This is a genomic window from Streptomyces sp. NPDC051664, assembly GCF_044453545.1.
In the GTDB taxonomy this organism is placed as follows: domain Bacteria; phylum Actinomycetota; class Actinomycetes; order Streptomycetales; family Streptomycetaceae; genus Streptomyces.
Genome location: NZ_JBITCU010000015.1, coordinates 41033 through 67249 on the forward strand (window position 1 = coordinate 41033; position 26217 = coordinate 67249).

The following is a 26217-nucleotide window of genomic DNA, read 5'->3' on the forward strand; positions in this document are numbered from 1 at the left end:
ATCGGTCACCTTTTCCGAATCGCCACATGACGCCGCGTCCGAGCCGAATTCGAGCCGGGTCCGACCCGTTCGGGCTGCGTCCGACGAGCGCTGTCTCGGCCAATGGACGTGAATCACCTTTCGATGGAGCCGAATCGGGCAGTCGTACGTCCATCCCTTGACGCCGAAGTACGAGCGACGGAGGTGGCAGTTCGATGGCCGGTTTCCGCAGTCTTGCGAGACAGGTCCGCGATCCGCGGAGTGACCTGGCGCTGCGGCGGTACTCGCTGCGCAAGTGCCTGGAGAGGTTCGCCCCCTACGGTCACCGGGCGACCTGGCACCATCTGTGTGCCCGGCACCGGATCGAGCCCGAGGACCGGGCCCCCGATCCGGTGCGGCTGGTGCGCGCGCTGGAGGAGCTGGAGGAGGCCCGGGCCGTCTGGCTGGGGTACGAGGCGGGGTTCGCCGAGCGCCGCAGGCGGGAGAAGCACGAAGGGCTGCGCCGGCCGGGCGCGTTCGACGACTGGCACCGGCGCACCTGGGGCGGGAACGGGGTGGCGCGCTGCGACGATCCGGTGGTCCATCCGTCCGCACCGCTGGGCGAGGTGCTGGGCCGGCTGATCGCCGCGCTGGAGTCGGAGCCGGGCACGACCTGCCCGGTGTGCGCGAGGACCGGGATCGTCTGGCACCAGGACCTCGACCACGAACCGTGGTCGGGGCCGGTCTGCACCGACTGCGGGATCGTGGTGCCGCAGCCGGTGCTCACGCCGGGGGCGCTGGCGAGGGCGCGGCGCATACGGACCAGGGACCTGACGTCCGCGGCATGAGGAGCGCCCGCTCCGCCCCGGCCCGCGACTCGCCTACCGGCAGTCCGCCGACCGGCGCTCCGGCATCAGCCGGGAGCCGCTGATCGTGTCCCCGGAGATGTCGTTCGGGTTGGAGAGCACACATGTCTCCAGCGACAGGCAGCCGCAGCCGATGCAGTCGGTGAGATGGTCGCGCAGCCGGCCCAGCTGCTTGATCCGCTCGTCGAGTTCGGAGCGCCACGCCTCGGACAGCCGCGCCCAGTCGTCACGGTTCGGGGTGCGCTCCTCCGGGAGCTCGGCCAGCGCGTCGCGGATCGTGGCCAGCGGTATGCCGACCCGCTGCGCCGCACGGACGAAGGCGACCCGGCGCAGCGCGTCCCTGCTGTAGCGGCGCTGGTTGCCGCTCGTGCGGCGGCTGCTGATCAGGCCCTTGGCCTCGTAGAAGTGCAGGGCCGAAACGGCGGCACCGCTGCGCGCGGAGAGCTGGCCGACCGTGAGTTCATGGAGTGTCTGTGGGATCTGGGGCACCCCTCGAACCCTACGTGCACTCCTCCGGGCCGGTCCGTCGTTGACAGGAACGCCACACCCAACCATGCTGAGCAAGCGCTTAGACAGTAGCGATGAACGACACATGCACGACGATGCACGGTCGAGAGCGGGAAGGCAGGACCAGGGACATGGCAGAGCCGAGGATCTTCACGTCCGCGCAGGAGCTGCGCGACGGGGTGGGCGAGCAGCTGGGGCACAGCGACTGGCTGGAGATCGACCAGAAGCGGGTCGATCTCTTCGCCGATGCCACCGGGGACCACCAGTGGATCCATGTGGACCCGGAGCGTGCCGCGGCCGGACCGTTCGGCACGACGATCGCGCACGGCTATCTCACGCTCTCGCTGCTTCCGGCGCTGGTCCCGCAGGTCATGCGGGTCGAAGGCATGAAGATGGGCCTCAACTACGGCACCAACAAGGTCCGTTTCCCGGCCACCGTGCCGGTGGGGTCGCGGCTGCGGGCGACGGCCGCCCTCAAGAGCGTCGAGGAGGCGGGCGGCGGCGTCCAGGTCACCGCCGTCGTCACGGTCGAGCGCGAGGGCGGCGACAAGCCGGTCTGCGTCGCCGAGTCGGTGTCGCGCTACTACTTCTGAGCCCGCGGAACGGCCGGTCGCTCTACCGCTGGGCCGCGACCATCCGCAGGACGAGGTCGGCGTAGAGCGCGCCGACCTCGTCGGGCGTCCGGCTCCCCTGCGCGCTGAACCAGCGCGCCACATCGATGCAGAGCGAGAGCACGGCCAGCGTGGTCCCCGGGATGTCGGGGACGTCGAACTCCCCCGCCTCCACGCCTTCACTGATGATCCGGCGGATCACCGCGTCGCTCCTGCGCCGTAGCGCCACGATCTCGGTGCGGTGCTCCGGGCCGAGGGCGTCGAGTTCGTACTGGACCACGCGGGCGGTGGTGTGCCCTTCCGCGTGCCAGCGGACGAAGGACCGCACGGCGTGGGCGAGCCGCTCGGACGCCGTGCCTTCGGCGTCCGCGGCCGTCTCCAGGAGCAGCAGAGCCCGGTCGTGACCGATCCTGCTGATCCGGTGGAGCAGCTCTTCCTTCGTCTTGTAGTGGATGTAGAGCGCGGCAGGGCTCATCCCGGCGCGGCCCGCGATGTCACGGGTGGTGGTCGCGTGGTACCCACGCTCGGCGAAGGCATCGACGGCCGCGACGAGGAGCCGTCTGGCCGCCTCGGGCGTCACCTCGCCCCACGGCGTACTGTCGCCGCCGGTATCCTCCGCCGTGCTCATCGTCACCGACCCCTTCCGTTCACCAGGACGCACACCATACCCCGAACCTGAGCAAGCGCTTAGGGGTTCGGTGGCGGAGGTCGTCAGAGCTTCTGGAAGGGGTCGTGCTCGGCGAGGATCTTCTCCAGCCGGGCCTGGTCGACCCGGCTGATGAGCTGCCCCGCCTCCTGGCGGTCCCGGATGACCTTGGCGAGGGTGAAGCAGGACGTGACGAGGTAGAGGACGCCGACGGCGAGGAAGCCACGCACCCAGGCGTTCGCGTCGAGGAAGTAGATGCCGAGGGTCACCGCGCCCATCGCCACCCCGAAGGATGCGACGGCCTGTCCGTAGAAGGCCGCGGTGCTCTGCTGCTTGACCGATGTCGTCTCACTCATGGTGGACAGCATCGGCCGCTGCGGCGCCCGGCACATGCGCCCCCGTACTCAGCCCCGTACTCAGACGCCGTCCGGGTGAGACGGCTCAGAAGGCGGAGACCCCCGTCAGCGCACGGCCGATGATCAGCTTCTGGATCTGGCTGGTGCCTTCGTAGAGCGTCATCACCCGGGCGTCGCGCAGCAGCTTGCCGACCGGGTACTCGTCGATGTAGCCGTAGCCGCCGAAGACCTGGAGGGCGTTGTTGGCTGCGCGGACGGCGGCCTCGGAGGCGAAGAGCTTCGCCTTGGACGCCGCGGTGGCGAAGTCCTCACCGCGGTCGATCAGGTCGGCGACCCGCCAGGTCAGCAGCCGGGCGGCGTCCACATCCACCGCGATGTCGCTGATCAGTTCCTGGACGAGCTGGTAGCTCGCGATGGACTTGCCGAACTGCTCGCGTTCGCCCGCGTATCCCACGGCGGCGTCGAGGGCGGCCTGTGCGATGCCGACGCAGCCGGCCGCGACCGACATCCGGCCCTTGGCGAGGGCGGACATGGCGATGGAGAAGCCCTTGCCCTCGGGGCCCAGGAGCGTGGCGGCGGGGACGCGGACGTCCTCCAGGACCACTTCGGCAGTGGCCTGGCCGCGCAGACCGAGCTTGCCGTGGATGGTGCGGCGGGTGAGGCCGGGGGTGTCGGTGGGCACCAGGAATGCGGATATGCCCTTGTGGCCGGGGGTGTCGTTGGTGCGGGCGAAGAGCAGCACGACGTCGGCCCAGGTGCCGTTGGTGATGAACATCTTGGCGCCGTTGATGACGTACGAGTCGCCGTCGCGGACGGCCTTCGTCGTCAGGTTCCCGGCGTCCGAGCCGGTGCCGGGCTCGGTGAGGCCGAAGCAGCCGATCGCCTCGCCCGCGGTGAGCCGGGGCAGCCACTGCCGCTTCTGCTCCTCGTCGCCCCAGGTGGCGATGGTCTTGGCGACCAGACCCAGGGAGACCGAGACGATGCCGCGGACCGAGGAGTCGCCGCGGCCGAGTTCCTCGGTGACCAGGCAGTACGCCAGGTGGTCGCCGCCCGAGCCGCCGTACCCCTCGGGGACGGTCAGCCCGAGGAAGCCGAGGGAACCCAGCTTCTTGACGATCGACCTGTCGACATTCTCGGCGCGGTCCCACTCGACGACATGCGGGGCGATCTCGCGGGCGACGAAGTCCTTGGCGAGTTGCCGGACGGCCTCCTGCTCCTCGCTGAGCTCCAGGTTCATCCTTCGGTTCTCCCACTTTTAATTAGCACTGCTAGTTTTTCGTTCGCAGGCCCTACTATGTGCCGCATGGCCCGACCGCGCAAGCCCCTCCTCAGCAGAGTCCGCATCGTCGAGGCGGCGGGCGCACTCGTGGACGCCGAGGGGCTCGACGCCGTCTCCACCCGCCGGCTCGCGGCCGAACTCGGGGTCAGCGGACCCTCGCTCTACAACCACTTCCGCAACAAGGACGAGATCCTGGACGCGGTCGCGGACGCCGTGTCCGCGCAGGTCGATCTGTCGATGTTCGACGAGTCCGACGGCCGCGGCTGGCAAGAGGCCCTGCACGACTGGGCGGTCTCCTATCGTGCGGCGCTCGCCGAGCACCCGCACATCGTCCCGGTGCTGGCCCAGGGCCCCGGCCGCCGTCCGGCCGGGCTGCGGGTCGCCGACGCGGCGTTCGGCGCGATGGTCCGCGCGGGCTGGCCGCCCGCCCAGGCCACGTACATCGGCGCACTGATGCGGTATTTCATCACCGGCTCGGCGCTGGGCTCGTTCGCGCGCGGCTTCGTCGACGACGAGACTGCGTACGACCCCGCCGACTATCCGCACCTCGGCCAGGCCCACCTGCTGGCCGACCGCCGTCAGCAGGTCGACGAAGGCGCCTTCGAGACCGGGCTGCGGGCGTTGCTCGACGGCCTCGCCCTGCAGTACGAGCAGGGGCCTGCCGGGCACACGGTTCGGCCGGCGCCGAAGCGTTCCTGACGCATCCTGGGTACATGGCACGCATGGCACCCCACGCCCCGGCCGCACCCCGCCTCGCGGCCCTGGCCGCGCTCCTCGCCGACGAGACCCGCGCCACCTTCTGTCTGGCCCTGCTCGACGGTCGCGCCTGGACGGCGGGGGAGCTGGCGCGGTACGCGTCGGTGGCGCCGTCGACCGCCAGCGAACATCTGGGGAAGCTGATCGCCGGGGGACTGCTGGCCGAGGAGCGGCAGGGCCGCCACCGCTATGTGCGGCTCGCCGACGAACGGACCGCCCACCTCGTCGAGGATCTCGCCGCCCGGGCCGCACCCGGTGACGAGGAGCGGCCACAGAGCCTCCGGGCCGCCAGCACGAGCAGCGCACTGGCCCGCGGACGCACCTGTTACGACCACCTCGCGGGCCGGATCGGCATCGCGATCGCGGACGCGATGACCGTGCGTGGGCTGCTGCAGCAGGACACCGGCTTCGCGCTCACCGACGCGGGCCTCGGCTGGTTCGCGGAGCTGGGCATCGGGCTGGACACCGGGACACGGCGTCCCCTCGTACGCAGCTGTCTGGACTGGACGGAACGCAGGCCGCATCTGGCAGGGGCCGCGGGCGCCTCACTGTGCAGGCACACCCTGGATGCCGGCTGGTGCGTGAGGATCGGGTCCGGGCGGGCGGTGAAGGCGACCGGGGAGGGGGAGCGGGCGCTGCACGAGCTGCTCGGGATCGAGCCGGAAACAATTCGGTGAGCGCCGAACCGTTCCCCGTCTAAGGGCTGTCCCGTGATCCCTGGTGGATCAGCGCGCGGCGTCAGATGCGGTGCATCGCAAGGCGGAGGAGCGTCCTCATACTGGGCGTATTCGGGCGTTCCGACAACGCAGCGAGGTGCCGTAGCTGTCGTCGTGCGCCCGCCAGGGGTTACGACAGCCCTTAGGGTCGGGCTCATGACAACGCCCCTACCGGCCCCCGCCGTGACCGCCACCGCACCCGTGGTGCGCGACCGGCGGGCGATCGCCGCCGCCTGCACCACCGTGGTGCTGTGGGCCTCCGCCTTCGTCTCCATCCGCAGCGCCGGTGAGGCCTACTCCCCCGGTGCGCTCGCGCTCGGCCGGCTGCTCGCGGGTTCGCTGACGCTCGGCGCGCTCCTTCTCGTACGCCGCGAGGGGCTGCCGTCCAGGGCGGCGTGGCCGGGCATCGTCACGTCCGGACTGCTCTGGTTCGGGCTCTACATGGTGGTGCTCAACTGGGGCGAGCAGCAGGTCGACGCGGGCACGGCCGCCATGGTCGTGAACATCGGCCCGATCCTGATCGCACTCCTCGGCGCCCGGCTGCTGGGCGAGGGGCTGCCGCGCAGGCTGCTGACGGGGATGGCCGTGTCGTTCGCGGGCGCCGCGGTGGTCGGTCTCTCCATGTCGGGACACGGGAGTTCGTCGGTGCTCGGGGTGGCGCTCTGCCTGCTGGCGGCGATGGCGTACGCGGGCGGGGTGGTCGCCCAGAAGCCGGCGCTGCGGCACGGCTCGGCACTGCAGATCACCGCGTTCGGCTGTGTGGTCGGTACGGTCGCCTGTCTGCCGTTCTCCGGTGTGCTGGTCTCCGAGGCGGCCGACGCCCCGGTGTCCGCGACCCTGAACATGGTCTATCTCGGCGTCTTCCCGACCGCCCTGGCCTTCACCACCTGGGCCTATGCGCTCGCCCGCACCACTGCGGGACGGATGGGCGCAACCACATATGCGGTCCCCGCGCTGGTGGTGCTCATGTCGTGGCTGCTGCTCGGCGAGGTGCCCGCGCTGCTCACGGTCGGCGGTGGCCTGCTCTGTCTGGCCGGGGTGGCGGTCTCCCGGAAGCGTCCGCAGACTGGACGCACCCGAAATGGTCGGGCACAGCCGGTGGAGGGACGCCGTCATGACCCGGAGCGCCAAGGATCCGAGCAGCCGCAGGAAACGGAAGAAGAAAAACAAGGCTGCCGACGACGCTGACCACAGGGAGGCTGCCCTCGCCTGGGCGGCCCGGCACGGTGGCGCCGAGCTCGAAGCCTTCGGCGTGACCGACAGCGGGGACGACGATCCGGTCCTGGTGATGCCCGACGGACGGGCGCGCGACGCCTGGCGCGAGGACTATCCGTACGACTACAAGCTCGGCCGGAAGGCATACGAGAAGGACAAGCGCGCGCTGCAGATCGAGCTGCTCAAGTTCCAGCACTGGGTGAAGGAGCGCAACGAGCGGCTCGTCATTCTCTTCGAGGGGCGCGACGCGGCCGGCAAGGGCGGCACGATCAACCGCTTCACCGAGCACCTCAACCCCCGTGGCGCACGCGTCGTGGCGCTGGAGAAGCCCACCGAACGCGAACGCACCCAGTGGTACTTCCAGCGGTACTCGGCACATCTGCCGAGCGCCGGGGAGATCGTGCTCTTCGACCGCTCCTGGTACAACCGGGCAGGTGTGGAGCGGGTGATGGGGTTCTGCACGACCCGCGAGTACCTCGAATTCATGCACCAGGCACCGGGCTTCGAGCGGATGCTCGCCCGGGACGGCATCCACCTGGTGAAGTTCTGGTTCTCCGTCTCCCGCAACGAGCAGCGCAACCGGTTCATGATCCGCCAGATCGACCCGGTACGGCAGTGGAAGCTGAGCCCGGTCGACCTCGCCTCGCTGGACAAGTGGGACGCGTACACGGAGGCCAAGGAGCTGATGCTGTTCCACACGGACACGGCGGACGCGCCCTGGACCGTGGTGAAGAGCAACGACAAGAAGCGGGCCAGGCTGGAGGCGATCCGGCACGTGCTGCACCGCTTCGACTACCCGGACAAGGACACGACGGTGGTCCGCGAGCCGGACCCGCTGATCGTCGGTCCGGCCTCCCGGCTCTTCGAGCAGGGCGAGATGGATGCCCGGCTGCTCACCACGCACCGGTCGGTGGCCGGGCCGACGATGTGAGCCCGGGCCGGAACACCACGAGGGCGCGGCCGCCGCTGCCCGCGACCCGTTACGCCGGTCGGCGTCCCATCACTCCGGTGGGTACGGGGACGGGGTGTCCGACGGGGCTGATCCGCCGGTGCCGGGACCGTACTGACCGGACGGTATGCGGGTCAACGGGTCGTGCAGCAGCAGTTTTTACCTTCACGTGACACTCGGACGACCGCGATGAGGAAGGGCCGGGCATGGCGAAATCCCCGGCCGCCGCCGAGGGCGGCCGGGGTCCCTTCCGGGCATCGGCTAGAAGACCACCAGGGCCCGTCCGCCCTTGCCCGAGATCATGTTGTCGAAGGCCGCCGGGATGCCGTCCAGCGTGATCCGTTCGGTGACCATCATGGAGAGGTCGAACCTGCCGGCCCGGATGTGCTCGGCGAGCACGGGCAGATCGCGGGCGGGGTCGCTGTTTCCGTAGACGCAGCCGGTCAGCGAGCGGCCCCAGTGGAAGATCTCCAGGGCATTGAAGGTCACCTGCTGGTCCTTGCCGCCGATGCCGACGACGGTGGTGCGGCCGCCGCGCCGGGTGGAGTCCCAGGCGCCGCGGATGGTCGCGGGCCGGCCGACGCACTCGACGGCGACGTCCGCGCCCTGTCCACCGGTGAGCCTGCGGATCGCGCGCGGCGTGGTGTCGGAGGCGATGACGTAGTCGGTGGCGCCGGCCCGGCGGGCGAGCTCCTCCTTCTCCGGGGAGACATCGACGGCGATGATCTTCGAGGCTCCGGCGATGCGGGCGGACTGGAGCACGGCCAGGCCGACGCCGCCGATACCGAAGACGACGACCGTCTCGCCGGCCCGGACCCGGGCGCTGTGGTGGACGGCGCCGTATCCGGTGAGAACCGCGCAGCCGAGCAGGGCGGCGTCGGTCAGCGGGATGCCGGCCGGGGCGGACAGTGCACAGTTCGCGGCGACGACCGTCTCCTGGGCGAACGCCGCGACGTTCAGGCCGGGGTGGAGTTCCGTGCCGTCGGCGGTGCGGGCGTGGATGTTGCCCGCACCCGTCAGCGCGTCGGCACACAGCCAGACCTCACCGATCCCGCAGTGGTGGCAGCTGCCGCAGGAAGGAGCCCAGTTGAGTACGACGCCGTCGCCCGGCGCCACGTGGGTGACGCCCTCGCCGACGGAGAGGACGGTGCCTGTTCCCTCATGGCCGAGGACGGCGGGGACGGGCACCCTCATGGTGCCGTCGGACAGGGACAGGTCGGAGTGACAGACCCCGGCGGCGGCGAGACGGATCCTCACCTGGCCGGGTCCGGGCTCCGGGAGTTCGATGTCGGTGACCTCCAGGGGAGCTCCGACGGCGGGCAGTACGGCGGCGCGGACCACGGACCGGCTCCTTGCTGATCGGGGGTGCATCGGGGGCGGTTCAGAACTGGAGGGACTTGGTCTGGAGATATTCACCGAGGCCGTGCGGACCGAGCTCACGGCCGACGCCGGACTGCTTGTAGCCGCCGAACGGGGCGATCGGGTTGAACCGGCCGCCGTTGATGTCGACCTGTCCGGTGTCCATCCGGCGGGCGAAGGCGACGGCTTCCGCATCGTCCGCGGCCCAGACGGCGCCCGCGAGCCCGTACACCGTGCCGTTGGCGATCCGGAGCGCGTCGTCCTCGTCCTCGTACTTCAGGATCGAGATGACCGGGCCGAAGATCTCCTCCTGGGCGATCGTCATCTCCGGGGTGACATCGGCGAACACGGTGGGGCTGACGTAGTAACCGGTCGGGTGCGGGGCCTCGGGGCCACCGGCGACGAGCCGGGCGCCCTCCTCGATGCCCTTCTCGATGTAACCGCGTACCCGGGCCTGCTGCTTGGCGTTGACGACGGGGCCGACCCGCTCCCCCGGTACGTACTTGGCGACGGCCGCGGCGGCGAGAGCGACGGCTTCCTCGTACCGCTCGGCGTCGACCAGCATTCGGGTCCAGGCGCTGCACGTCTGGCCGGAGTTGGCCATCACGTTGGCGACGCCGACGTTGACGGCCTTGGCCAGATCGGCGGAGGGCAGGATGACGTTGGCGGACTTGCCGCCGAGCTCCAGCGCGACGCGCTTGACCGCGCCGCCCGCGGTGGCGCCGATCTGCTTCCCGACGGCGGTGGAACCGGTGAACGAGACCAGGTCGACGTCCTCGTGCGCGGCGAGGGCCTGTCCGGCGACCGGGCCGAGGCCGGTGACCAGGTTGAAGACACCGGCGGGCAGGCCGGCCTCCTCGGTCGCCTCGGCGAAGAGCTGTGCGGTCAGCGGGGTGTCCTCGGCGGGCTTGAGGACGATCGTGCAGCCTGCCGCGAGTGCCGGAGCCACCTTGGCGACGATCTGGTGCAGCGGGTAGTTCCACGGGGTGATCGCCCCGACGACACCGACGGGCTCCAGCAGGACGGTGGAGTTGCCGTGCTTCTCCTCGAACGGGTACGACGCGGCGAGTTCCGCGTACGAACCGGCGACCAGGACCGGCACACCCGCGTGCACCGCCTGCGACAGCGGGAGCGGTGCGCCGAGCTCGGCGGTGACGGTGGCGGCGATCTCGTCCTGGCGGGCCACCAGGACATCGCGCAGGGCGGCGATCCGCGCGGCCCGCTCGGCGGGCGGGGTGGCTGACCAGCCGGGGAACGCGGCGCGGGCGGCCCGTACCGCGGCGTCGACGTCCTCGGCGGTTCCGGCCGGGACATGGGCGATGACCTGCTCGTCCGCCGGGTTCACGACCGCGATCGTGTCCCGTCCTGCGGCGGGCCGCCACTCCCCGCCGATGTACATGCCGTCGTGGGCCTTCATGGCTGTTCCTCCCGGGCCTGGGTACGGACGATGTCGTCCGGGCCCCAAACTAGCGCCGTTAGTTTTTGGGCGCCAGAGACGCCCGTCACGTGCGGCCCGGTCGTTCACCCGAGCGTCGCCGAGCGGCTCAGTAATTCACCAGTAACGGCCTCCTCCTAGCGTCCGGGTTCAGCCCGCCTCCTCCCGTACCCACCCCCTGGTCCCGGAACCGCGGCGGGCTCCCCCGTACCAGCCATGGAGGAGCACTCCGATGCATCTGCCCCGATCCCCGCGGCGCAGAACCGCCGTGTGGGCTGCGGCCGCGATCACGGCCACAGCCGCACTGTCCGGCCCCGCACCCGCGTTCGCACAGTCTGCGGCGGACCCGAGCCCCGTCACCGCGAAGGTCGACTCCGCCGTTCTCGACACCGTCGCGAAGGGCAAGGAGTCGACCTTCTTCGTCGTCCTCAAGAAGCAGGCGGACCTGTCCGCGGCAAAGGGCAAGCGCAGCCACGCCGCGAAGGCGAGGTCGGCGTTCTCGGCACTGCGCGCCGAAGCGAAGAGCAGTCAGCAGCCTCTCCAGGCCTTCCTGGACAAGGAGAAGGTCGGCTACCGGTCCTTCTGGATCGCCAACGCGGTCGAGGTGACCGGCGGCGAGAACCTCGTCGACGCCCTGGCGAAGCGCCCTGATGTGGCGAGCATCGTCAAGGAGCACACCTACAAGCTCGACCGGACCGAGTCGAAGTCGACCGACGCCGCCACCGACGCGGACCCCACCGCTGCCGAGTGGGGCGTCCAGGACATCAAGGCCGACCAGGTCTGGGACCAGTACGACGACCGTGGCGAGGGCATCGTCATCGCCAACGTCGACTCGGGCGTCCAGTACGACCACCCGGCGCTGAAGGGCAACTACCGCGGCAACAACGGCGACGGCTCCTTCACACACGACTACAACTGGTACGACCCGACCGGTCAGTGCACGACGTCGGCGCCCTGCGACAACAACGGTCACGGCACGCACACCATGGGCACCATGGTCGGCGCGGGCGGCGTGGGTGTCGCGCCCGGCGCCAAGTGGATCGCCGCCAAGGGGTGTGAGTCCAGCTCCTGTTCGGACTCCTCACTGCTCGCGGCCGGCCAGTGGATCCTTGCGCCGACCGACCACACCGGTCAGAACCCGCGTCCCGACCTCGCCCCCGACATCGTCAACAACTCCTGGGGCGGCGGTGACACGACCTTCTACCAGGACATCGTCGAGGCGTGGAACGCGGCCGGGATCTTCGAGGCGTTCGCCTCCGGCAACGACGGCGACGGCGTGACCTGCTCGACCGGCCACGCGCCGGGCTCGCAGGCGCCCGCGTACGGTGTGGGTGCCTATGACTCGGCCGGGAAGATAGCGAGCTTCTCCGGCTTCGGCCCGTCCAGGCTCGATGGCTCGATGAAGCCGAACATCTCGGCGCCGGGTGTCGACGTCCGATCCACCTGGCCGGGCAACACGTACAGGTCGATATCCGGTACGTCGATGGCGACGCCGCACGTCGCGGGCGCTGTCGCTCTGCTGTGGTCGTCCGCCCCCTCCCTCATCGGCGACATCGACGCGACCCGCGCCCTGCTCAACGAGGGTGCGCGCGATGTCGACGACACGCACTGCGGCGGCACCGCCGGCATGAACAACGTCTGGGGCGAGGGCAAGCTCGACATCTTCGCGTCCGTCGACAAGGCCCCGCACACCGCGGCGGTCGTCACCGGCAAGGTCGCCGACAAGGTCACCGGCTCCGCGCTCGCCGGCGTCACGGTGAAGGCCTCGGGCTCCGCCTCGACCCGCACCGTGACCACGTCGGCGGACGGCTCCTACCGGCTCACGCTGCCGGCGGGCACGTACGACTTCGCCCTCAGCGGCTACGGCTACGCGGACGGTTCCGCGTCCGGCGTCACGGTCGCCACCGGTGAGCAGCTCTCCAAGGACTTCGCGCTCGGTGCGGTCGCCTCCCACGCGGTGTCCGGCACCGTCCTCGACGTCACCGGCAAGCCTCTCGCCAAGGCCACGGTCCAGGTCGCGGGCACTCCGGTCACCTCCGTCACCACGGACGCCTCCGGCCACTTCAACCTGCCGAAGGTCGCCGAGGGTTCGTACACGCTGACCGCCACGCCCACCGCGCCGGTGCTGTGCAACGGCGCCTACAGCGGCTCCCTCGCCGTCGACGGCGACGAGACCCTGACCGCCCGCGTTCCGGCGCGCTCCGACGCGGCCGGCAACAGCTGCGCCCCGGCGACGTACTCGTGGATCGGCGGCAGCGGCAAGGTCGCGCTCAGCGGTGACGAGGACGCGAAGACGATCACGCTGCCCTTCCCGGTGAAGCTGTACGGCGTCTCCTACTCCAGCGCGAGCGTCACCACCAACGGCCTGATCAACTTCCTCGAGCCGCGACTCGGCGACTACGACAACGTCGCACTGCCGTCGGCCGAGAAGCCCAACGGCACCGTCGCCGCCTTCTGGGACGACCTGGTCCTCGACAAGAAGTCCACCGTGCAGACGGCGACCACGGGTACGGCCGGCAGCCGCAAGTTCGCGGTGGTCTGGAACGACGCCGCCTTCGTCGGCAACACCTCGGCCCGCGTCTCCTTCGAGGCCGTCTTCGAGGAGGCCACCGGCTCCGTCACCCTCCAGTACCAGGACCTGTCCACCGCCTCGCCCGAGAACGGCGCGAGCGCGACCGTCGGCATCGAGAACCAGGCCGGCACCGACGCCCTCCAGTACTCCTTCAACGAGCCGGTCCTCAAGGACCGGTCCGCCATCCGCATCGCGCAGGGGACCAAGTGATGAGAACCAACTCCCGGCGGGCGCTGCGGCTCGCCTCCGCGCTGGTCGCGGCCGGTCTGGCGCTGAGCGCCGCGCCGCCCGCGCTGGCCGCCGACGATGGCAACAGCCTGCTCACCCTCACGGACAGCCAGGCCGAGAAGCTGGAGGACCACGCCCAGCTGAACGCGTACGCGGAAGCCGATCGCGAGAGCGTCGACCCGCAGGGCGCGACCGACGGTTCCGGCACCTCCGGTGCGGACCAGGGCACGGACCAGGGCTCGGGCTCCCACCTCGACGAAGGCACCGGCACGGACGCCGGCGCCGCCGTGACCGTCTCCCCCAAGTCCACGCTGGAAGGCGTACGCGGCCTGGCCGCCACCCTCCCGGCCGGGAAGGGCGGCGACTACTTCACCCTGCACAGCCTCGGCAGTGTCCAGCGCAGCAAGGCCGACGGCACCGCCCTGTGGCGGCGCGACAACGCCTCGCTGTACGCGGACTGGGGGGTCAAGAACTCCCGGCCCTGGCAGACCGAGCCCTACCCGGCGCGCATCGTCATGGGCTACAACGCGGTGAGCCCGTTCACGCCCGCGTCCGACCAGGGGTACGTGACCGGCGACCTGACCGGTGACGGCGTGGACGACGTGGTGTTCTCGGCGAGCGTGGGCGTGTCCCCGTACCGCCCCTTCACCTCTCCCGGCTCCACGCTGCCCAACGGCACCTTCGTCACGGTTCTCGACGGCAGGACCGGCAAGACGCTGTGGTCGAAGCTGTACGCGTACGCCTACAACGTGAAGCTCGTCGGCAAGACGCTGGTCGTCACGGACGCGCCGTACTACAACCTCAACTCCCCCGCTGCCGCGACCGCCACCGTGTCCGGCATCCGCTTCTCGTACGCCGACGGGGCGCTGACCCCCTCCGACACCTGGACGTACGACACCGGCGTGCGCGCCGGTACGGCGTGGAGCGCCCTGGAGGACCTCGGCGGCGGGCTGGTCGCCGCCTCGTACAACCAGCGCAAGACCGCTACCGCCGCGGGCCGCGGCCGCACCCTGGTGCTCGACACCGGGGACGGCTCCGTCAAGTGGCAGACGGACACCGCCCTTTACTCGCGCCAGCTGCACCTGGACACCGCGCGCGGACGGCTCGTCGCACTGGAGCAGTCCGACCCCACCGACGGCGTGGAGTACGAGATCGACTCCTACGCTCTGGCCGACGGCAAGCGCACCACGCTCGACACCCGGATCAACGCGGTGCCCATCGACATGACGATGGGCGACCTGCGGGGCGACCGGAAGGCCGAGTACGTGGTCAGCGAGTCCACGCTCAGCCCGACGCTGTGGCTCAACGCCAACACCGTGCGGGTCGTGGACGGCACGGACCCCGGCAGCGTCCTGTGGTCCTCCACCGTCAAGCGCGCCGCCGACAACGGCCACGACGGGCCGAGCGCCTGGAGCCTCGACGTCGTCGACGGGAGCCTCGTGACGGCCGCCCAGGACGACACCGGCATGGACACCGCCGAGAACCCCGGAGGCGGGCAGTACGCCTCGCTCACCGTGTTCTCCGGCAGCGGCGACGTGCGATGGCAGGTCAAGGGCGTCGGCGCCTCGCCGATGTTCAACCAGGTATACCGCGATGCCGACGGCCAGCACGTGCGCACCGTCGACCAGGACCAGAACGTCCGGACCTACGGGTTCGGCAACGGCAAGCAGCAGAGCGTCCTGCCGCTCCAGGGCGACCTGTCGTCCGCGCGGTCGGCCGACATCGACGGCGACAAGAAGAAGGACCTGGTCGTCGGCGGCACGTCCAACGGTGTCTGGGCCTACTCGGGTCCGTCCCTGACCGCGGGCAAGCCCAAGCTGCTGTGGAAGGCCACGGTTCCCGGGCAGGTGCACCGGATCGAGAAGGGCGACGTCAACGGCGACGGCCACGACGACTTCGTGGTGGCCGCGGACACGGCCGTCGCGGTCATCGACGGGCGCAATGGCAAGGTCATCGAGCGCATCGACGGGAACGGGCAGTTCGTCCGCTCCGTGACGGTCGCCGACCTCAACGGCGACAAGCGAGCCGACATCGTCGTGCCGACCGACAAGCTGCGGGCCTACCGCGGTGACGGCTCGAAGCTGTGGACCTACGCGGCGCCCGACAGCGCGGGCAGCGTCGTCTTCGGTGACCTCGCGGTGGGCGAGGGGCGGGTGTACGCGCAGTACGCGAGCGCCGACGCCTTCGAGAAGGAGTCACCCGCGGCCGACGGTGTCGCACTCGATGCCAAGAAGGGCACCGTACGCTGGACCGCCGCGCCGAAGGCCCCGGCCGAGAGCGTGGACGGCAAGCTGTACGGAGCCGTCCTGAACCACGGCGTCTTCACCTCGCCGGAGATCCCGTACGCCGGCGGTCACGCGGTCGTCTACACCTGGCTCGCCGCGACCTCGACGACGGCGGAGGGCACGCCTGACGGTTCCAGCCTGCGTGCGGTTGTCGAGATCCGCGACAGCCGCACGGGCGAGGTCCTCCACCACGGCGTCGCCGGAGGCCCCTGGAACGTGGGCAGCTACTTCACCGGACCCGAGGGGCTCGTCCTCGCGGGGACGGCGTCCTTCCGCACCTACTCGGCCGACGGCCAGGACCACCGTATCTACACGCTGCCGTCGACGGAGACCGGCGGGTTCCTCACCGGTCCCGGCGGACGGCGCCTCCTCGTGGGCGGCATCCAGGGCGGCCTCGACCTGTGGGATCCGTCCGTGCTGACGACGGGCGACGACTACCCCGCCGCCGTGGGCAGCACCACCTTCATCGGAGCCCGGGAGTACTTCTCCGGCGACCTCGACGGTGACGGTGTCGACGAGGTCGTGAACCTCGGCTTCGACGAGACCGGCTTCGACCGCATGACCGAGCTGCTCGGCGGCCGGTATCTGCAGCAGTTCACTGCCATCTCCCAGATGACGGTGTCCACGCTCTCCTGACGGGCCTCGTCCTGCCGCGGGCCCCTCGGACTCCGGTCCGGGGGGCCCGCGGTCTGCGCGGACCGGCGCGTTACAGTGGCGCCCTCATGAACGCGGAGCACACGGGACACGGCACACAGGCCGGCCCCCCACTCCTGCGCCTGCACCTTTTCGGTGGGTTCCGGGTGACTCGCGATGGCGGGCCCCCGCTCGCCGACAAGTGGCCGCGCCCCAGCGCCCGCGCCCTCGTGAAACTCCTCGCCGTCTCCCCCGGCCACAGCCTTCACCGCGAGCAGGCCATGGAGATCTGCTGGCCGGACTCCGACGCCCAGGCCGCTCTCGGCAGTCTGCGGGTCGCCCTGCACGCTGCCCGCCGCGCCATCGAGCCGGAGCTGGCCGCCCGCGCCTCGTCGTCCTATCTGACCGGCGAGGGCACCTTGCTGCGGCTCGACCCGCAGACCGTGGTGATCGACGCCGATCAGGCCGAGACCCTCGCCGAGCAGGCCCTGGCCGAGGGTTCGGCCGAGTCGCTGGCCGCCGCACTCGCCGCGTTCACCGGCGAGCTGCTGCCCGAGGACCGGTACGCACCCTGGGCCGAGGCCCGGCGCGAGCAGCTGTCCGCACTGTGCGACCGGGTACGAATCGCCCTCGCCGAAGCCCACCTCGCGGACGGCGAGACCGAACTGGCCACCGAGGTGGCGCTGCGCGCCGTGGCCGCCGCGCCCGCCGAGGAGCGCGCCCACCGGGTGCTGATCGACGCCTATCTGCGGCAGGGCCTGCGCCGGCAGGCCGTGCGCCAGTACCACCTGTGCCGCGAAGCGCTCGACGCAGAGCTGGGCGTGCGCCCGGGGCCCGCCACCGAGCAGCTGCATCTGCTTGCCCTGGACGCGGCCACGGCGGTGCTGCCCGCCGTCTCCGCTCCCGTGCTTCCCGCCGCGATACGCACCCCGCCCGGTCCTCCGCTGCGCGGCCGCACCGACGAGCTCGATGTGTTGCTGTCCGACGACGGTCCGCCGGTACGGCTCATCGAGGGCGAGGCCGGGGTGGGCAAGACCCGGCTGACGGCGGAGGCGGCCCGGCGGGCGGCCGAGGACGGGACGACCGTGCTGTGGGGCGCGGGTCACGACGCCGAGGGCCACACGCCGTACGGCGCCTTCGTCGAGGCACTGGACGCCTGGATGGCCGACAGACCGTCCGCCGAACGGGCCGGAATCGGCAGCGAGTACCCCGAACTCGCCTCGCTGCTCCCCTCGTTGGGCCAGATCGACGCGGGCGCGGAACGCAGCCCGGAGGAACAGCGCGACCGGCTGTTCCGGGCGACGGCCGGGTTGCTGGGCGATCTGGCCGCCACCGCGCCGGTGCTGCTCGTGCTGGACGATCTGCACGCCGCCGACTCGGGGACGTACCAGCTGCTCAGCCATCTGGCCCGGCGGGCGGTGGCCACCGGCGCCGACTGGCGGTTCGCCGTGACGTACCGGGCCGAGGAGTTCGCGGCGGCGGACCCCAGGCGCACCGCGTTGGACAGTCTGATGCGTCAAGGACTGGCCCGCACCCTGGAGCTGGGGCGGCTCGACCGTGCGGAGTGTCTGGCGATCGCGGCGGACGCGGGCGCCAGGACCGGGCTCGACCGGGTCTGGGAACTGTCGCTGGGCAACCCCCTCTTCGCCCTGGAACTGGCCCGGACCGTCCACGAGGGCACGAATCCCGCCGCGCTCAGCGCGCCGGAGGGCGTACGACAGCTGGTGGCGGCGCGCCTGGCACGGCTGGGGCCGGCGGCGCGACGGGTCGTGGAGGCCGTCTCCGTGGCAGGCGGCGGCGCTGCGCTGTCCGAAGTGCTCGACATGACCGAGCACGGGCTGCATCCGCCACTGTCGTCCGCCGAAGCGACGGATGCCGTGGACGCGGCGATCGCGGCGTCGGTGGTGGCTGAGCGGACCGTGGTGGTCGGCGGGCGGCCACTGCCCGGTCTCGCGTTCCGGCATCCGCTGGTCCGGCTGACCTGCTACGACGGGCTGTCCACGGCCCGTCGCCGGCAGCTGCACTCGGCGTACGCGGAGGCGGTGCTGCGGCGCAGGCCGGACGCCGTGGACACCCTGGCCTCACATCTCGCCCGCGCCGATGACCCCCGGGCCACCCACTATCTGCGACAGGCGGCCGAGCGCGCGGCCGCCCTGTGCGCCAATGACACCGCGGACCGCTACTACGCCGAACTGACCGCCCGGCTCGACGCGTTGGCCTCCGACGCGGCGCAGGCCCGGATCGACCGCGCCGTCGTGCTGCGCCGGATGGCCCGCTACCAGGAGGCGGCGGCAGTGCTGCGCGAGGCGCTGGACGACATGGTGCGGCGCGGCGACGAGGACGGTCAGGTGCTGGCCGCCGCCCGGCTGACCGAGGTGCTGGTGAAGTACCGCGGCACCGACGAGGGCGAGGAGCTGCTGCGCACCTACCCGCCCGGTCCGCGCACCCTGCCGCTGGCCTCCGCGACCCACCATCTGGCGGCGGCGGTCCTGCGGTTCGTGACCGGCCGGTACGGGTCGGCGCACACCGCGGCCCGTACCGCACAGGACGCCGCGGACGCCATACCGGGCAGCGAACGCCGAGGGCTGCTGGCCCGCGCCCTGGGGATGCAGGCGACCTCGCTCGGCCTCGCGGGCCGGTTCGCGCAGGCCCGCGAGGCGGCCGATCTGGCGCTGCCGCATGCCGAGGCGTACGGCGACCAGGAGTTGCTGGCCACCGTCGTCTCCGTACTGCGCGAACATGCCCGGCGATCGGGCCGGCTCGCCGAGGCGGTCTCCTTCGGCCGGCGGGCCCAGCGGCTCGCCGAGCACACCGGCGACCCGACCGCGGTCGCCTTCGAGCGGGCCAACCTCGCCGAACTCCACTTGCTTCTACGGGAGTTCGAGGAGGCCCGGGAACATGCGGAGGCCGCGGCACAGGAGACCGACGGGCAGCCCGCATGGTGCACCCCGTACGCGCTGGCCGCACTGGCCCGGTTCCGGATGAGGACGGATGAACCGGGCGCCGCGGAGCTCCTGGCCCGCGCCGCGGAGGTGGCCGAGGCGCAGGGCGACCGGCAGGCGGTGTACGAGGTGCGGACGGCGCAGGCCGAGCTCCTGGTACGCACCGGACGCCCGCAGGAGGCCCTTGCACTGCCGACCGACGACAGCGGTCCCGATTCGGCCGCACTGCTGGCGTGGTCGGAGCTGCTGTCAGGACGCCCGGAGCGCGCGGTGCGGCTGGCGGTGGATGAGGCCGTGCGCGCCGAAAACGTCGGCGAACAGCTGTCGTTGACCGACGCGCGTACGGTTCACGCGGCGGCACTCGCGGCGCTGGGCCGGGCGCAGGAAGCGCACGACGAGTTCGGCCGCGCCGCCACCCTCGCGGCTGAACTCCCGTATCCGGCTGGGTCGTTCGCGGTGGCGCAGGCCGCCGGGGCGGACTGGGCCACCCGTCCGGTATTCCCCGGCTGACCTGCGGCACCGGCGGCTTCGCCGGTTCAGCCGAGCTCCGCGGGCTCCGCGCCCGGACGCTCGAACTGGGTGCGGTACAGCTCCTCGTACCGGCCGCCGGCCGCGAGGAGTTCCTCGTGGGTGCCCCGCTCCACGATCTGCCCGTTCTCCACGACGAGGATGAGATCCGCCGTCCGTACGGTGGAGAGCCGGTGGGCGATCACCACCGCGGTGCGTCCCTGGAGGGCTTCGGCCAGTGCCTCCTGGACGGCCGCTTCGGAGGTGTTGTCCAGATGCGCGGTGGCCTCGTCGAGGATGACGACGCGCTGGCGGGCCAGCAGCAGCCGGGCGATGGTCAGCCGCTGGCGTTCGCCGCCGGAGAGGCGGTATCCGCGTTCACCGACGACGGTGTCGAGCCCGTCGGGAAGTGAGGCGACCAGACCGTCCAGACGTGAGCGGCGCAGAGCGTCCCAGAGGTCTTCCTCCGTGGCTTCGGGGCGGGCGAGCAGGAGGTTGGCGCGGACCGACTCGTGGAAGAGGTGGCCGTCCTGGGTGACCATGCCGAGCGTGTCGCGCAGGGTGTCGGCGGACAGGTCGCGCACGTCGATGCCGCCGATGCGTACGGAACCCTCGTCCGTGTCGTACAGCCGGGGCAGCAGCTGCGCGATGGTCGACTTGCCCGCGCCGGACGATCCCACGAGTGCCACCGTCCGGCCGGGTTCGGCGCGGAAGGAGACGCCGCGCAGCACTTCGGCGCCGCCGCGGGTGTCCAGGGTGGCTACGTCTTCGAGCGAGGCGAGGGAGACCTTGTCGGCGGACGGGTAGCCGAAGCGTACGTCGTCGAATTCCACGGACACCGGCCCCTCCGGGACCGCCCGTGCGTCCGGCTTCTCCTCGATGAGCGGCTTGAGGTCGAGGACCTCGAAGACCCGCTCGAAGCTGACGAGCGCGCTCATCACCTCGACGCGCGCCCCGGCAAGGGCGGTCAGCGGCGCGTACAGCCTGGTCAGCAGCAGGGCGAGAGCGACCACCGCCCCGGCATCCAGCTGTCCACGCAGTGTGTAGTACCCGCCGAGCCCGTAGACGAGGGCGAGCGCCAGCGCCGATACGAGGGTGAGCGCCGTGATGAACGCGGACTGGGCCATGGCCGTACGGACGCCGATGTCACGGACTCTGCCCGCCCTGGCGGCGAATTCCGCGGATTCGTCGGCGGGCCTGCCGAAGAGCTTGATCAAGGTGGCGCCGGGCGCGGAGAAGCGCTCGGTCATCCGGGTTCCCATCGCCGCGTTGTGGGCGGCGGCCTCCCGCTGGAGTCTCGCCATCCGCGTCCCCATCCGGCGTGCGGGCAGCACGAACACCGGCAGCAGGACCAGCGCGAGTGCGGTGATCTGCCAGGAGATGCTGAGCATCACGCCGAGGGTGAGAAGGAGGGTGACGACGTTGCTGACGACGCCCGACAGGGTGTTGCTGAAGGCGCGCTGGGCGCCGATGACATCGTTGTTGAGGCGGCTGACGAGCGCGCCGGTGCGGGTGCGGGTGAAGAACGCGATCGGCATGCGCTGCACATGGTCGAAGACCGCGGTCCGCAGATCGAGGATGAGCCCCTCACCGAGGTTGGCGGAGAGCCAGCGGCCGACCAGCCCGAGTCCGGCCTCCGCGACGGCGATCACGGCGATGAGCACGGCCAGTCGCGTGACGGCGCCCGCCTCCTTGCCGGACACGATCGCGTTCACGACGCGGCCGGCGAGCACGGGGGTGGCGACGGCGAGCAGCGCCGTCGCCACGCTCAGTACCAGGAACAGGGCGACCCGGCGCCGGTGCGGGCGGGCGAACGCGGCGATGCGCCGCAGGGTGTTCCGGTCGAAGGGGCGTCGGTCCTGCTGCGCGTTCATGACGTTGTGGAGCTGCGTCCACGCGGTGGCTTCCATGCTCATGGGAAGACCGTACGACCTCCACCGGACTTGAGGTCAACGCCCGGGTCCGACCGCTGCCCGGCGCCCCGGAAGGGTGCCCGCACCGCCCGCACAGTCCAGCCCGGCCCGCGACACTTCCGGTCGCACGACGGGACTGTGCCGGCATGTGCCGGCATCTTCCAGACGTCGAGTCCTAGACGTGCCGGCATCTTCCAGACGTCGAGTCCTAGACGTCGAGTCCGGGGATGTCCTTCGGCAGGGGGCAGATCCGGCGGCCGTAGTGGTCGAAGACGTACAGATGCGCGAGGTCGACAAGGAGTGGCACCTGTCCACCGATGCGCAGCCGCATGTCGGGGCCGGTACGGACGACCAGGTCGCTGGCCGTGATCGCGGGGCGGTCGGGGGTGCGGATGGCGGGCCGCCCACGGTCGGGTTCCGGTTCGTCGAGGGCGACGACGGGGCCGCTGATGTGGCCGGTGGCGCGTCCCCTCAGCCGTTCCAGTACGCCCACCCCACCGCCGGAACCAGCGCCGATGCCGCTGCTGCCTGCGGCGCGGCGGCGGCGCTGGGCGGCCCTGTCGGGACGGGCCGATTCGAGGTCGGGCACCACGGCGGGCTGCGACCCCGTGTTGAGGTGGACCAGTGCCTCGTGGCCCTGGTACTCGACGTGTTCGACGATGCCGCTCAGCGCGACCTCGCCGGGGCGGGCCTGGCTGTGCGCGGCGATCCTGGCCGCCTCCGAGCGCAGTCCGACAATGACCTGGCGGCCCTGCTGGATACGGAGCAACTGGTGGTCGGGGCTGAGCGGTTCGGGCAGTGGCAGCCGCTGGCGGCCGAGGTCGATCGACATGCGCCCTTCGAGGGGTGCGTGGACGACGGCCTGGAGGAGGTTGATGCGCGGGGTGCCGACGAACGCGGCGACGAAGACGTTCTCCGGCAGGGCGTAGACCTCGCGCGGCGCGCTGACCTGCTGGAGTCGTCCGCCGCGCATCACGGCGACCCGGTCACCGAGGGACATCGCCTCGGCCTGATCATGCGTCACATAGACGGTGGTGACACCCAACTCCCGGGTCAGCTGCGAGATTTCGGCCCGCAGATGGTTGCGCAGCTTCGCGTCGAGGTTGGAGAGCGGCTCGTCCATCAGGAACACGGAGGGCCGGCGCGAGATGGCCCGGCCCATGGCGACGCGCTGACGCTCACCGCCGGAGAGCTGACCCGGGTAACGGTCGAGGACGCTTTCGATGCCGAGCATCCTGGCCGTGTTCTCGACGCGAGCGGTGTGGTCCTGGCCGGGGTTCTCCAGCTTCAGCGGGAAGCCGATGTTGGCCCGGTTGGTCATGGTCGGGTAGAGCGCGAAGTTCTGGAACACCATGGCCATGCCGCGCTCGCGGGGCGCTATGTGATTGGCCGGTTCGCCGTCGAGCAACAGCTCACCCTCGGTGATCTCCTCCAGGCCGGCGATCATGCGGAGCACGGTCGACTTGCCGCACCCCGAGGGGCCGAGCAGGACGACGAACTCGCCCGGGTCGATGGAGAGCGAGAAGCGGTCGACGGCACGCTGGGTCCGTCCGTACGCCTTGCTGACGTTGTGCAGGGAGATGGCGCGAGTCATGTGTGGGTCCGCCCGGGAGGATGGTGAGGCAGAGCGGTGGGGAGCGGCTGCAACGCGCTGAAATTAGCCCACTACCCGGGGTGCTGGGAATGACTCGTGCAAAGGTTGCGCAGTACTGGGGTGGGTGAGCCGGAAGCATCAGGTGCGATTCCGGTTCACGGCGGGCAGTTCGGACCTGGGAACGGGTGCGGGTGCGGGCGCGGGAACGGCCGGGGTCGCATCGGCGGTCCTGGCGCGCCCTCCGCGCATTCCCAGCCCTGCCCCCGCGAGCAGAAGCGCACCCAGCATCACGAACGGCGCGGCGGTACCCGCCACTCCGGCGATCACACCGGCGGACGCGGGGGCCGCGACCTGGCCGAGCCGGTTGCCGGTCAGCCGGAGAGCGAGCGCGGTGGAGCGGGCCTCCGCCGGGGCCGCCTGGACGACGGTGGTCATCGACAGGGGCTGGCCGACCCCTAGGCAGAAGCCCAGCACGGCGAGCATCGTGGCCATGGCCCAGACGGGGACCGGCAGGGCGATGCCCGCACAGAGCAGCCCGGCCAGCAGACAGGTCGTGGTGAGGAGCGCCGTACGGCCCAGGAGGCGCAGCATCGGCGTCATCACCAGGCGGCAGGCGATGGTGGCGGCGGCCCGCAGGCTGAGCAGCAGCCCGATGGTGGCGGGGGCGATGGAGCGGTGCTCGCCGACGACGGGCAGATAGGCGGTGAGGATGTCGGTCGCGGAGAGCACGGCGAGGCTGATGAAGATGCCGGCCGGAACACCGCGGGTACGCAGGATGCGGCCGACGGGCACCTTGTCGGCCCGGGCCGCCGCGCGGGCGTCCGGCGCCGTGCGGTGTTCGATGCGCCAGAGCGAGACGAAGGACGCGGCGGCGACGGCCGCCGAGACGACCAGGGCGAGTGCGCTCGTACGGGCCAGGGCGCCGTCCCGCTCGGAGATCACGTACCCCGCGGCGATCGGCCCGATGAGCTGGCCGAGCGAGGCGCCGATGGTGAAGTGGCCGAAATTTCGGTCCTGTTCGGCGGGGGCCGACTGACGGGCGACGATCGACTGGGCGCCGATCACGAAGCAGAGATGGCCGAGCCCCATCACACCGCTCCACGCCGCCATCGCCGGAAGGGAGCCGGCCGTACCGCTGAGGGCGCAGCCGCCGGCGATCAGGACGACACCGAGCGGCAGCAGGGGTGCGCACCGGCCATGGTCCGTCCGGCGGCCGAGCGGGACTGCGGCGAAGAGCGGGAGGAGTGCGTACACCCCGGTGATCACGCCGATGGCGCGCTCGTCCGCACCGAGCGAGAGAGCCCGGTAGGAGACGGCGGGCCGCGCCATCGACACCGCCCCCTGCGCGAAGGCGAAGGCGATGACGAGGCGCAGCAGCCAGCTCCTGCCGGGCTCTTCCGTGTCGGCCATGGATCAGATGATGCCGAAGAGGAGGCCGGCGCAGAGCACCACCAGTGAGGTGAGCGCGGCCCATTTGACGGTAAACCTGGTGTGGTCGCCGAATTCGACCTTCGCCATGCCGACGAGCACATAGACGGCGGGGACCAGCGGGGACGACATGTGGAGCGGCTGGCCGACCAGGGAGGCGCGGGCGATCTCCAGCGGGGAGACGCCGTGGGCGGCGCCGGCCTCGGCGAGCACGGGGACGACGCCGAAGTAGAAGCCGTCGTTGGACATGAAGTAGGTGAGCGGGATGCTCAGGATGCCGGTGATGATCGCCATGTGCGGGCCCATGCCGTCCGGGATCGCGCCGACGAGCCAGTCCGCCATGTGCTCGACCATGCCGGTGCCGGAGAGCACGCCGGTGAATACGGCGGCGGCGAAGACCATGCCGGACACGTTGAGGACGTTGTCCGCGTGGGCCGCGATGCGGGCCCGCTGGTCGGGCATGTGAGGGAAGTTGACGGTGAGGGCGAGGGCCGCGCCGAGCAGGAAGAGCACCGGGATCGGCATCAGTTCCATGATCATCGCGGTGAGGAGGGCGACGGTGAGGCCGGCATTGAACCAGTAGAGCTTGGGCCGCAGAGTGGCACGGTTCGGGTCGAGGCCCTTGAAGCCCTCGTCGTCGTCCGCGTCGCCGTGGGCCGCCGCCGCGGGCTCGGCGTCCGCGCCCGTACCGGTTCCGCCGGAGGTCTTGCGGGTACGGTCGCTGCCGTCGGCCGCCTCGCCCGCACCGACGAGAACCGTCTCGGGCTCCTGGACCATGGCCTCGTCGAGGGTGAGGAAGCCCAGCCGCTTGCGCTCGCGCCGGCCGAGGACGACCGCCAGGAGGATGACCGCGAGCAGTCCGACGCCGAGCGCCGGGATCATCGGGACAAAGATGTCGCCCGCGTCCAGCTTGAGCGCGGTGGCGGCGCGGGCGGTGGGGCCGCCCCAGGGCAGGGTGTTCATGACACCGTTCGCCGTCGCGGCGACACCGGTCATCACGACGAGGCTCATCTTGAGGCGCTTGTAGAGCGGATACATCGCCGAGACGGTGATCATGAAGGTGGTGGAGCCGTCGCCGTCCAGCGAGACGATCGCGGCGAGCACCGCCGTACCGACGACGATCCGCATCGGGTCGGCCTTGCAGAAGCGCAGGATGCCCCGGACGATCGGGTCGAAGAGGCCGACGTCGATCATCACACCGAAGTAGACGATGGCAAACATCAGCATCGCGGCGGTCGGGGCCAGGTTGCCCACGCCGTCGATCACGTAGTCACCGAGCTTGGCGCCCTGCCCGACGGCGACACAGAACAGTGCGGGGATCAGGACCAGCGCCGCGATCGGCGACATCTTCTTCATCATGATCAGGACCAGGAAGGTCGCAATCATGGCAAAGCCGAGGATTGTCAGCATGTGGGATACCTATCGTTCACCTTTGAACTCCCACCGGAGTCGGCGGTCCGGA

General features: G+C 71.2%; 19 protein-coding genes. 9 read left to right on the forward strand and 10 right to left on the reverse strand.

Annotated features, from left to right (window positions below):
* Positions 1 to 194: 194 nt before the first annotated feature.
* Positions 195 to 806 carry a hypothetical protein gene (locus ACIA8E_RS25700; protein ID WP_399301672.1) on the forward strand — a complete coding sequence of 204 codons (612 nt, stop codon included), beginning with the start codon at positions 195 to 197 and terminating at the stop codon, positions 804 to 806.
* A gap of 33 nt (positions 807 to 839) precedes the next feature.
* Here ACIA8E_RS25700 and soxR read toward each other — a convergent pair whose 3' ends face one another.
* Complete coding sequence (gene soxR, locus ACIA8E_RS25705) at positions 840 to 1313, reverse strand: redox-sensitive transcriptional activator SoxR (protein WP_389723041.1); 474 nt, start codon at positions 1311 to 1313, stop codon at positions 840 to 842.
* A 149-nt stretch (positions 1314 to 1462) separates the two neighbouring features.
* On the opposite strand from soxR, the gene ACIA8E_RS25710 reads away from it, so the two are divergent.
* On the forward strand, positions 1463 to 1924 hold the full coding sequence (locus tag ACIA8E_RS25710; protein ID WP_399301673.1) for a MaoC family dehydratase: 462 nt from the start codon (positions 1463 to 1465) through the stop codon (positions 1922 to 1924).
* Positions 1925 to 1946: 22 nt separating this feature from the next.
* Here ACIA8E_RS25710 and ACIA8E_RS25715 read toward each other — a convergent pair whose 3' ends face one another.
* The 3 genes from ACIA8E_RS25715 to ACIA8E_RS25725 form a co-directional block, all read right to left on the reverse strand.
* Complete coding sequence (locus ACIA8E_RS25715; RefSeq protein ID WP_399301674.1) at positions 1947 to 2570, reverse strand: TetR/AcrR family transcriptional regulator; 624 nt, start codon at positions 2568 to 2570, stop codon at positions 1947 to 1949.
* An 83-nt stretch (positions 2571 to 2653) separates the two neighbouring features.
* Positions 2654 to 2944 (reverse strand): YiaA/YiaB family inner membrane protein, encoded by a 291-nt coding sequence (locus ACIA8E_RS25720; protein WP_267006001.1) that lies wholly within the window; start codon positions 2942 to 2944, stop codon positions 2654 to 2656.
* Between the two features lie 85 nt (positions 2945 to 3029).
* A complete protein-coding gene (locus ACIA8E_RS25725) occupies positions 3030 to 4181 on the reverse strand; it encodes an acyl-CoA dehydrogenase family protein (RefSeq protein WP_399301675.1) in 1152 nt (383 codons plus the stop codon).
* A gap of 66 nt (positions 4182 to 4247) precedes the next feature.
* On the opposite strand from ACIA8E_RS25725, the gene ACIA8E_RS25730 reads away from it, so the two are divergent.
* From ACIA8E_RS25730 to ppk2, 4 genes are all read left to right on the forward strand, one after another.
* Positions 4248 to 4922 carry a TetR/AcrR family transcriptional regulator gene (locus ACIA8E_RS25730; RefSeq protein WP_399301676.1) on the forward strand — a complete coding sequence of 225 codons (675 nt, stop codon included), beginning with the start codon at positions 4248 to 4250 and terminating at the stop codon, positions 4920 to 4922.
* A 14-nt stretch (positions 4923 to 4936) separates the two neighbouring features.
* Positions 4937 to 5656: an ArsR/SmtB family transcription factor gene (locus tag ACIA8E_RS25735; protein WP_399301677.1), complete on the forward strand. Its 720-nt coding sequence runs from the start codon at positions 4937 to 4939 to the stop codon at positions 5654 to 5656.
* 195 nt (positions 5657 to 5851) lie between these two features.
* On the forward strand, positions 5852 to 6883 hold the full coding sequence (locus ACIA8E_RS25740) for a DMT family transporter (protein WP_399301678.1): 1032 nt from the start codon (positions 5852 to 5854) through the stop codon (positions 6881 to 6883).
* Positions 6810 to 7841, forward strand: a complete 1032-nt coding sequence (ppk2, locus tag ACIA8E_RS25745) for a polyphosphate kinase 2 (protein WP_399301679.1) — start codon at positions 6810 to 6812, stop codon at positions 7839 to 7841. The genes ACIA8E_RS25740 and ppk2 overlap by 74 nt, the downstream gene beginning before the upstream one ends.
* 279 nt (positions 7842 to 8120) lie before the next feature.
* On the opposite strand, the gene ACIA8E_RS25750 is transcribed toward ppk2, so the two are convergent.
* Complete coding sequence (locus ACIA8E_RS25750; protein WP_399301680.1) at positions 8121 to 9200, reverse strand: Zn-dependent alcohol dehydrogenase; 1080 nt, start codon at positions 9198 to 9200, stop codon at positions 8121 to 8123.
* Positions 9201 to 9240: 40 nt separating this feature from the next.
* Positions 9241 to 10635, reverse strand: a complete 1395-nt coding sequence (locus ACIA8E_RS25755) for an aldehyde dehydrogenase family protein (protein WP_399301681.1) — start codon at positions 10633 to 10635, stop codon at positions 9241 to 9243.
* Between the two features lie 250 nt (positions 10636 to 10885).
* On the opposite strand from ACIA8E_RS25755, the gene ACIA8E_RS25760 reads away from it, so the two are divergent.
* The 3 genes from ACIA8E_RS25760 (at position 10886) to ACIA8E_RS25770 (ending at position 19823) form a co-directional block, all read left to right on the forward strand.
* Positions 10886 to 13435: a S8 family serine peptidase gene (locus ACIA8E_RS25760; protein WP_399301682.1), complete on the forward strand. Its 2550-nt coding sequence runs from the start codon at positions 10886 to 10888 to the stop codon at positions 13433 to 13435.
* Positions 13435 to 16374 carry an FG-GAP repeat domain-containing protein gene (locus ACIA8E_RS25765; protein ID WP_399301683.1) on the forward strand — a complete coding sequence of 980 codons (2940 nt, stop codon included), beginning with the start codon at positions 13435 to 13437 and terminating at the stop codon, positions 16372 to 16374. Before ACIA8E_RS25760 ends, ACIA8E_RS25765 begins: the two co-directional genes overlap by 1 nt.
* An 86-nt stretch (positions 16375 to 16460) precedes the next feature.
* Complete coding sequence (locus ACIA8E_RS25770) at positions 16461 to 19823, forward strand: ATP-binding protein (RefSeq protein WP_399301684.1); 3363 nt, start codon at positions 16461 to 16463, stop codon at positions 19821 to 19823.
* Positions 19824 to 19849: 26 nt separating this feature from the next.
* On the opposite strand, the gene ACIA8E_RS25775 is transcribed toward ACIA8E_RS25770, so the two are convergent.
* From ACIA8E_RS25775 to ACIA8E_RS25790, 4 genes are all read right to left on the reverse strand, one after another.
* Positions 19850 to 21736 (reverse strand): ABC transporter ATP-binding protein, encoded by a 1887-nt coding sequence (locus ACIA8E_RS25775; protein ID WP_399301685.1) that lies wholly within the window; start codon positions 21734 to 21736, stop codon positions 19850 to 19852.
* Between the two features lie 205 nt (positions 21737 to 21941).
* Positions 21942 to 23327 (reverse strand): ABC transporter ATP-binding protein, encoded by a 1386-nt coding sequence (locus tag ACIA8E_RS25780; protein ID WP_399301686.1) that lies wholly within the window; start codon positions 23325 to 23327, stop codon positions 21942 to 21944.
* Between the two features lie 138 nt (positions 23328 to 23465).
* Positions 23466 to 24737, reverse strand: coding sequence for an MFS transporter (locus ACIA8E_RS25785; protein ID WP_399301687.1), 1272 nt, complete (start codon positions 24735 to 24737; stop codon positions 23466 to 23468).
* A 3-nt stretch (positions 24738 to 24740) separates the two neighbouring features.
* A complete protein-coding gene (locus ACIA8E_RS25790; protein WP_399301688.1) occupies positions 24741 to 26165 on the reverse strand; it encodes a CitMHS family transporter in 1425 nt (474 codons plus the stop codon).
* Positions 26166 to 26217: the final 52 nt, after the last annotated feature.

What these genes read in the sequence shown, in the direction of transcription:
- ACIA8E_RS25700 (WP_399301672.1), top strand. Translation starts at nt 195, where the DNA reads ATGGCCGGTTTCCGCAGTCTTGCGAGACAGGTCCGCGATCCGCGGAGT.
- ACIA8E_RS25710 (WP_399301673.1), top strand. Translation starts at nt 1,463, where the DNA reads ATGGCAGAGCCGAGGATCTTCACGTCCGCGCAGGAGCTGCGCGACGGG.
- ACIA8E_RS25715 (WP_399301674.1), bottom strand. Translation starts at nt 2,570, where the DNA reads ATGAGCACGGCGGAGGATACCGGCGGCGACAGTACGCCGTGGGGCGAG.
- ACIA8E_RS25720 (WP_267006001.1), bottom strand. Translation starts at nt 2,944, where the DNA reads ATGAGTGAGACGACATCGGTCAAGCAGCAGAGCACCGCGGCCTTCTAC.
- ACIA8E_RS25725 (WP_399301675.1), bottom strand. Translation starts at nt 4,181, where the DNA reads ATGAACCTGGAGCTCAGCGAGGAGCAGGAGGCCGTCCGGCAACTCGCC.
- ACIA8E_RS25730 (WP_399301676.1), top strand. Translation starts at nt 4,248, where the DNA reads ATGGCCCGACCGCGCAAGCCCCTCCTCAGCAGAGTCCGCATCGTCGAG.
- ACIA8E_RS25735 (WP_399301677.1), top strand. Translation starts at nt 4,937, where the DNA reads ATGGCACGCATGGCACCCCACGCCCCGGCCGCACCCCGCCTCGCGGCC.
- ACIA8E_RS25740 (WP_399301678.1), top strand. Translation starts at nt 5,852, where the DNA reads ATGACAACGCCCCTACCGGCCCCCGCCGTGACCGCCACCGCACCCGTG.
- ppk2 (WP_399301679.1), top strand. Translation starts at nt 6,810, where the DNA reads ATGACCCGGAGCGCCAAGGATCCGAGCAGCCGCAGGAAACGGAAGAAG.
- ACIA8E_RS25755 (WP_399301681.1), bottom strand. Translation starts at nt 10,635, where the DNA reads ATGAAGGCCCACGACGGCATGTACATCGGCGGGGAGTGGCGGCCCGCC.
- ACIA8E_RS25760 (WP_399301682.1), top strand. Translation starts at nt 10,886, where the DNA reads ATGCATCTGCCCCGATCCCCGCGGCGCAGAACCGCCGTGTGGGCTGCG.
- ACIA8E_RS25765 (WP_399301683.1), top strand. Translation starts at nt 13,435, where the DNA reads ATGAGAACCAACTCCCGGCGGGCGCTGCGGCTCGCCTCCGCGCTGGTC.
- ACIA8E_RS25770 (WP_399301684.1), top strand. Translation starts at nt 16,461, where the DNA reads ATGAACGCGGAGCACACGGGACACGGCACACAGGCCGGCCCCCCACTC.
- ACIA8E_RS25775 (WP_399301685.1), bottom strand. Translation starts at nt 21,736, where the DNA reads ATGAGCATGGAAGCCACCGCGTGGACGCAGCTCCACAACGTCATGAAC.
- ACIA8E_RS25780 (WP_399301686.1), bottom strand. Translation starts at nt 23,327, where the DNA reads ATGACTCGCGCCATCTCCCTGCACAACGTCAGCAAGGCGTACGGACGG.
- ACIA8E_RS25785 (WP_399301687.1), bottom strand. Translation starts at nt 24,737, where the DNA reads ATGGCCGACACGGAAGAGCCCGGCAGGAGCTGGCTGCTGCGCCTCGTC.
- ACIA8E_RS25790 (WP_399301688.1), bottom strand. Translation starts at nt 26,165, where the DNA reads ATGCTGACAATCCTCGGCTTTGCCATGATTGCGACCTTCCTGGTCCTG.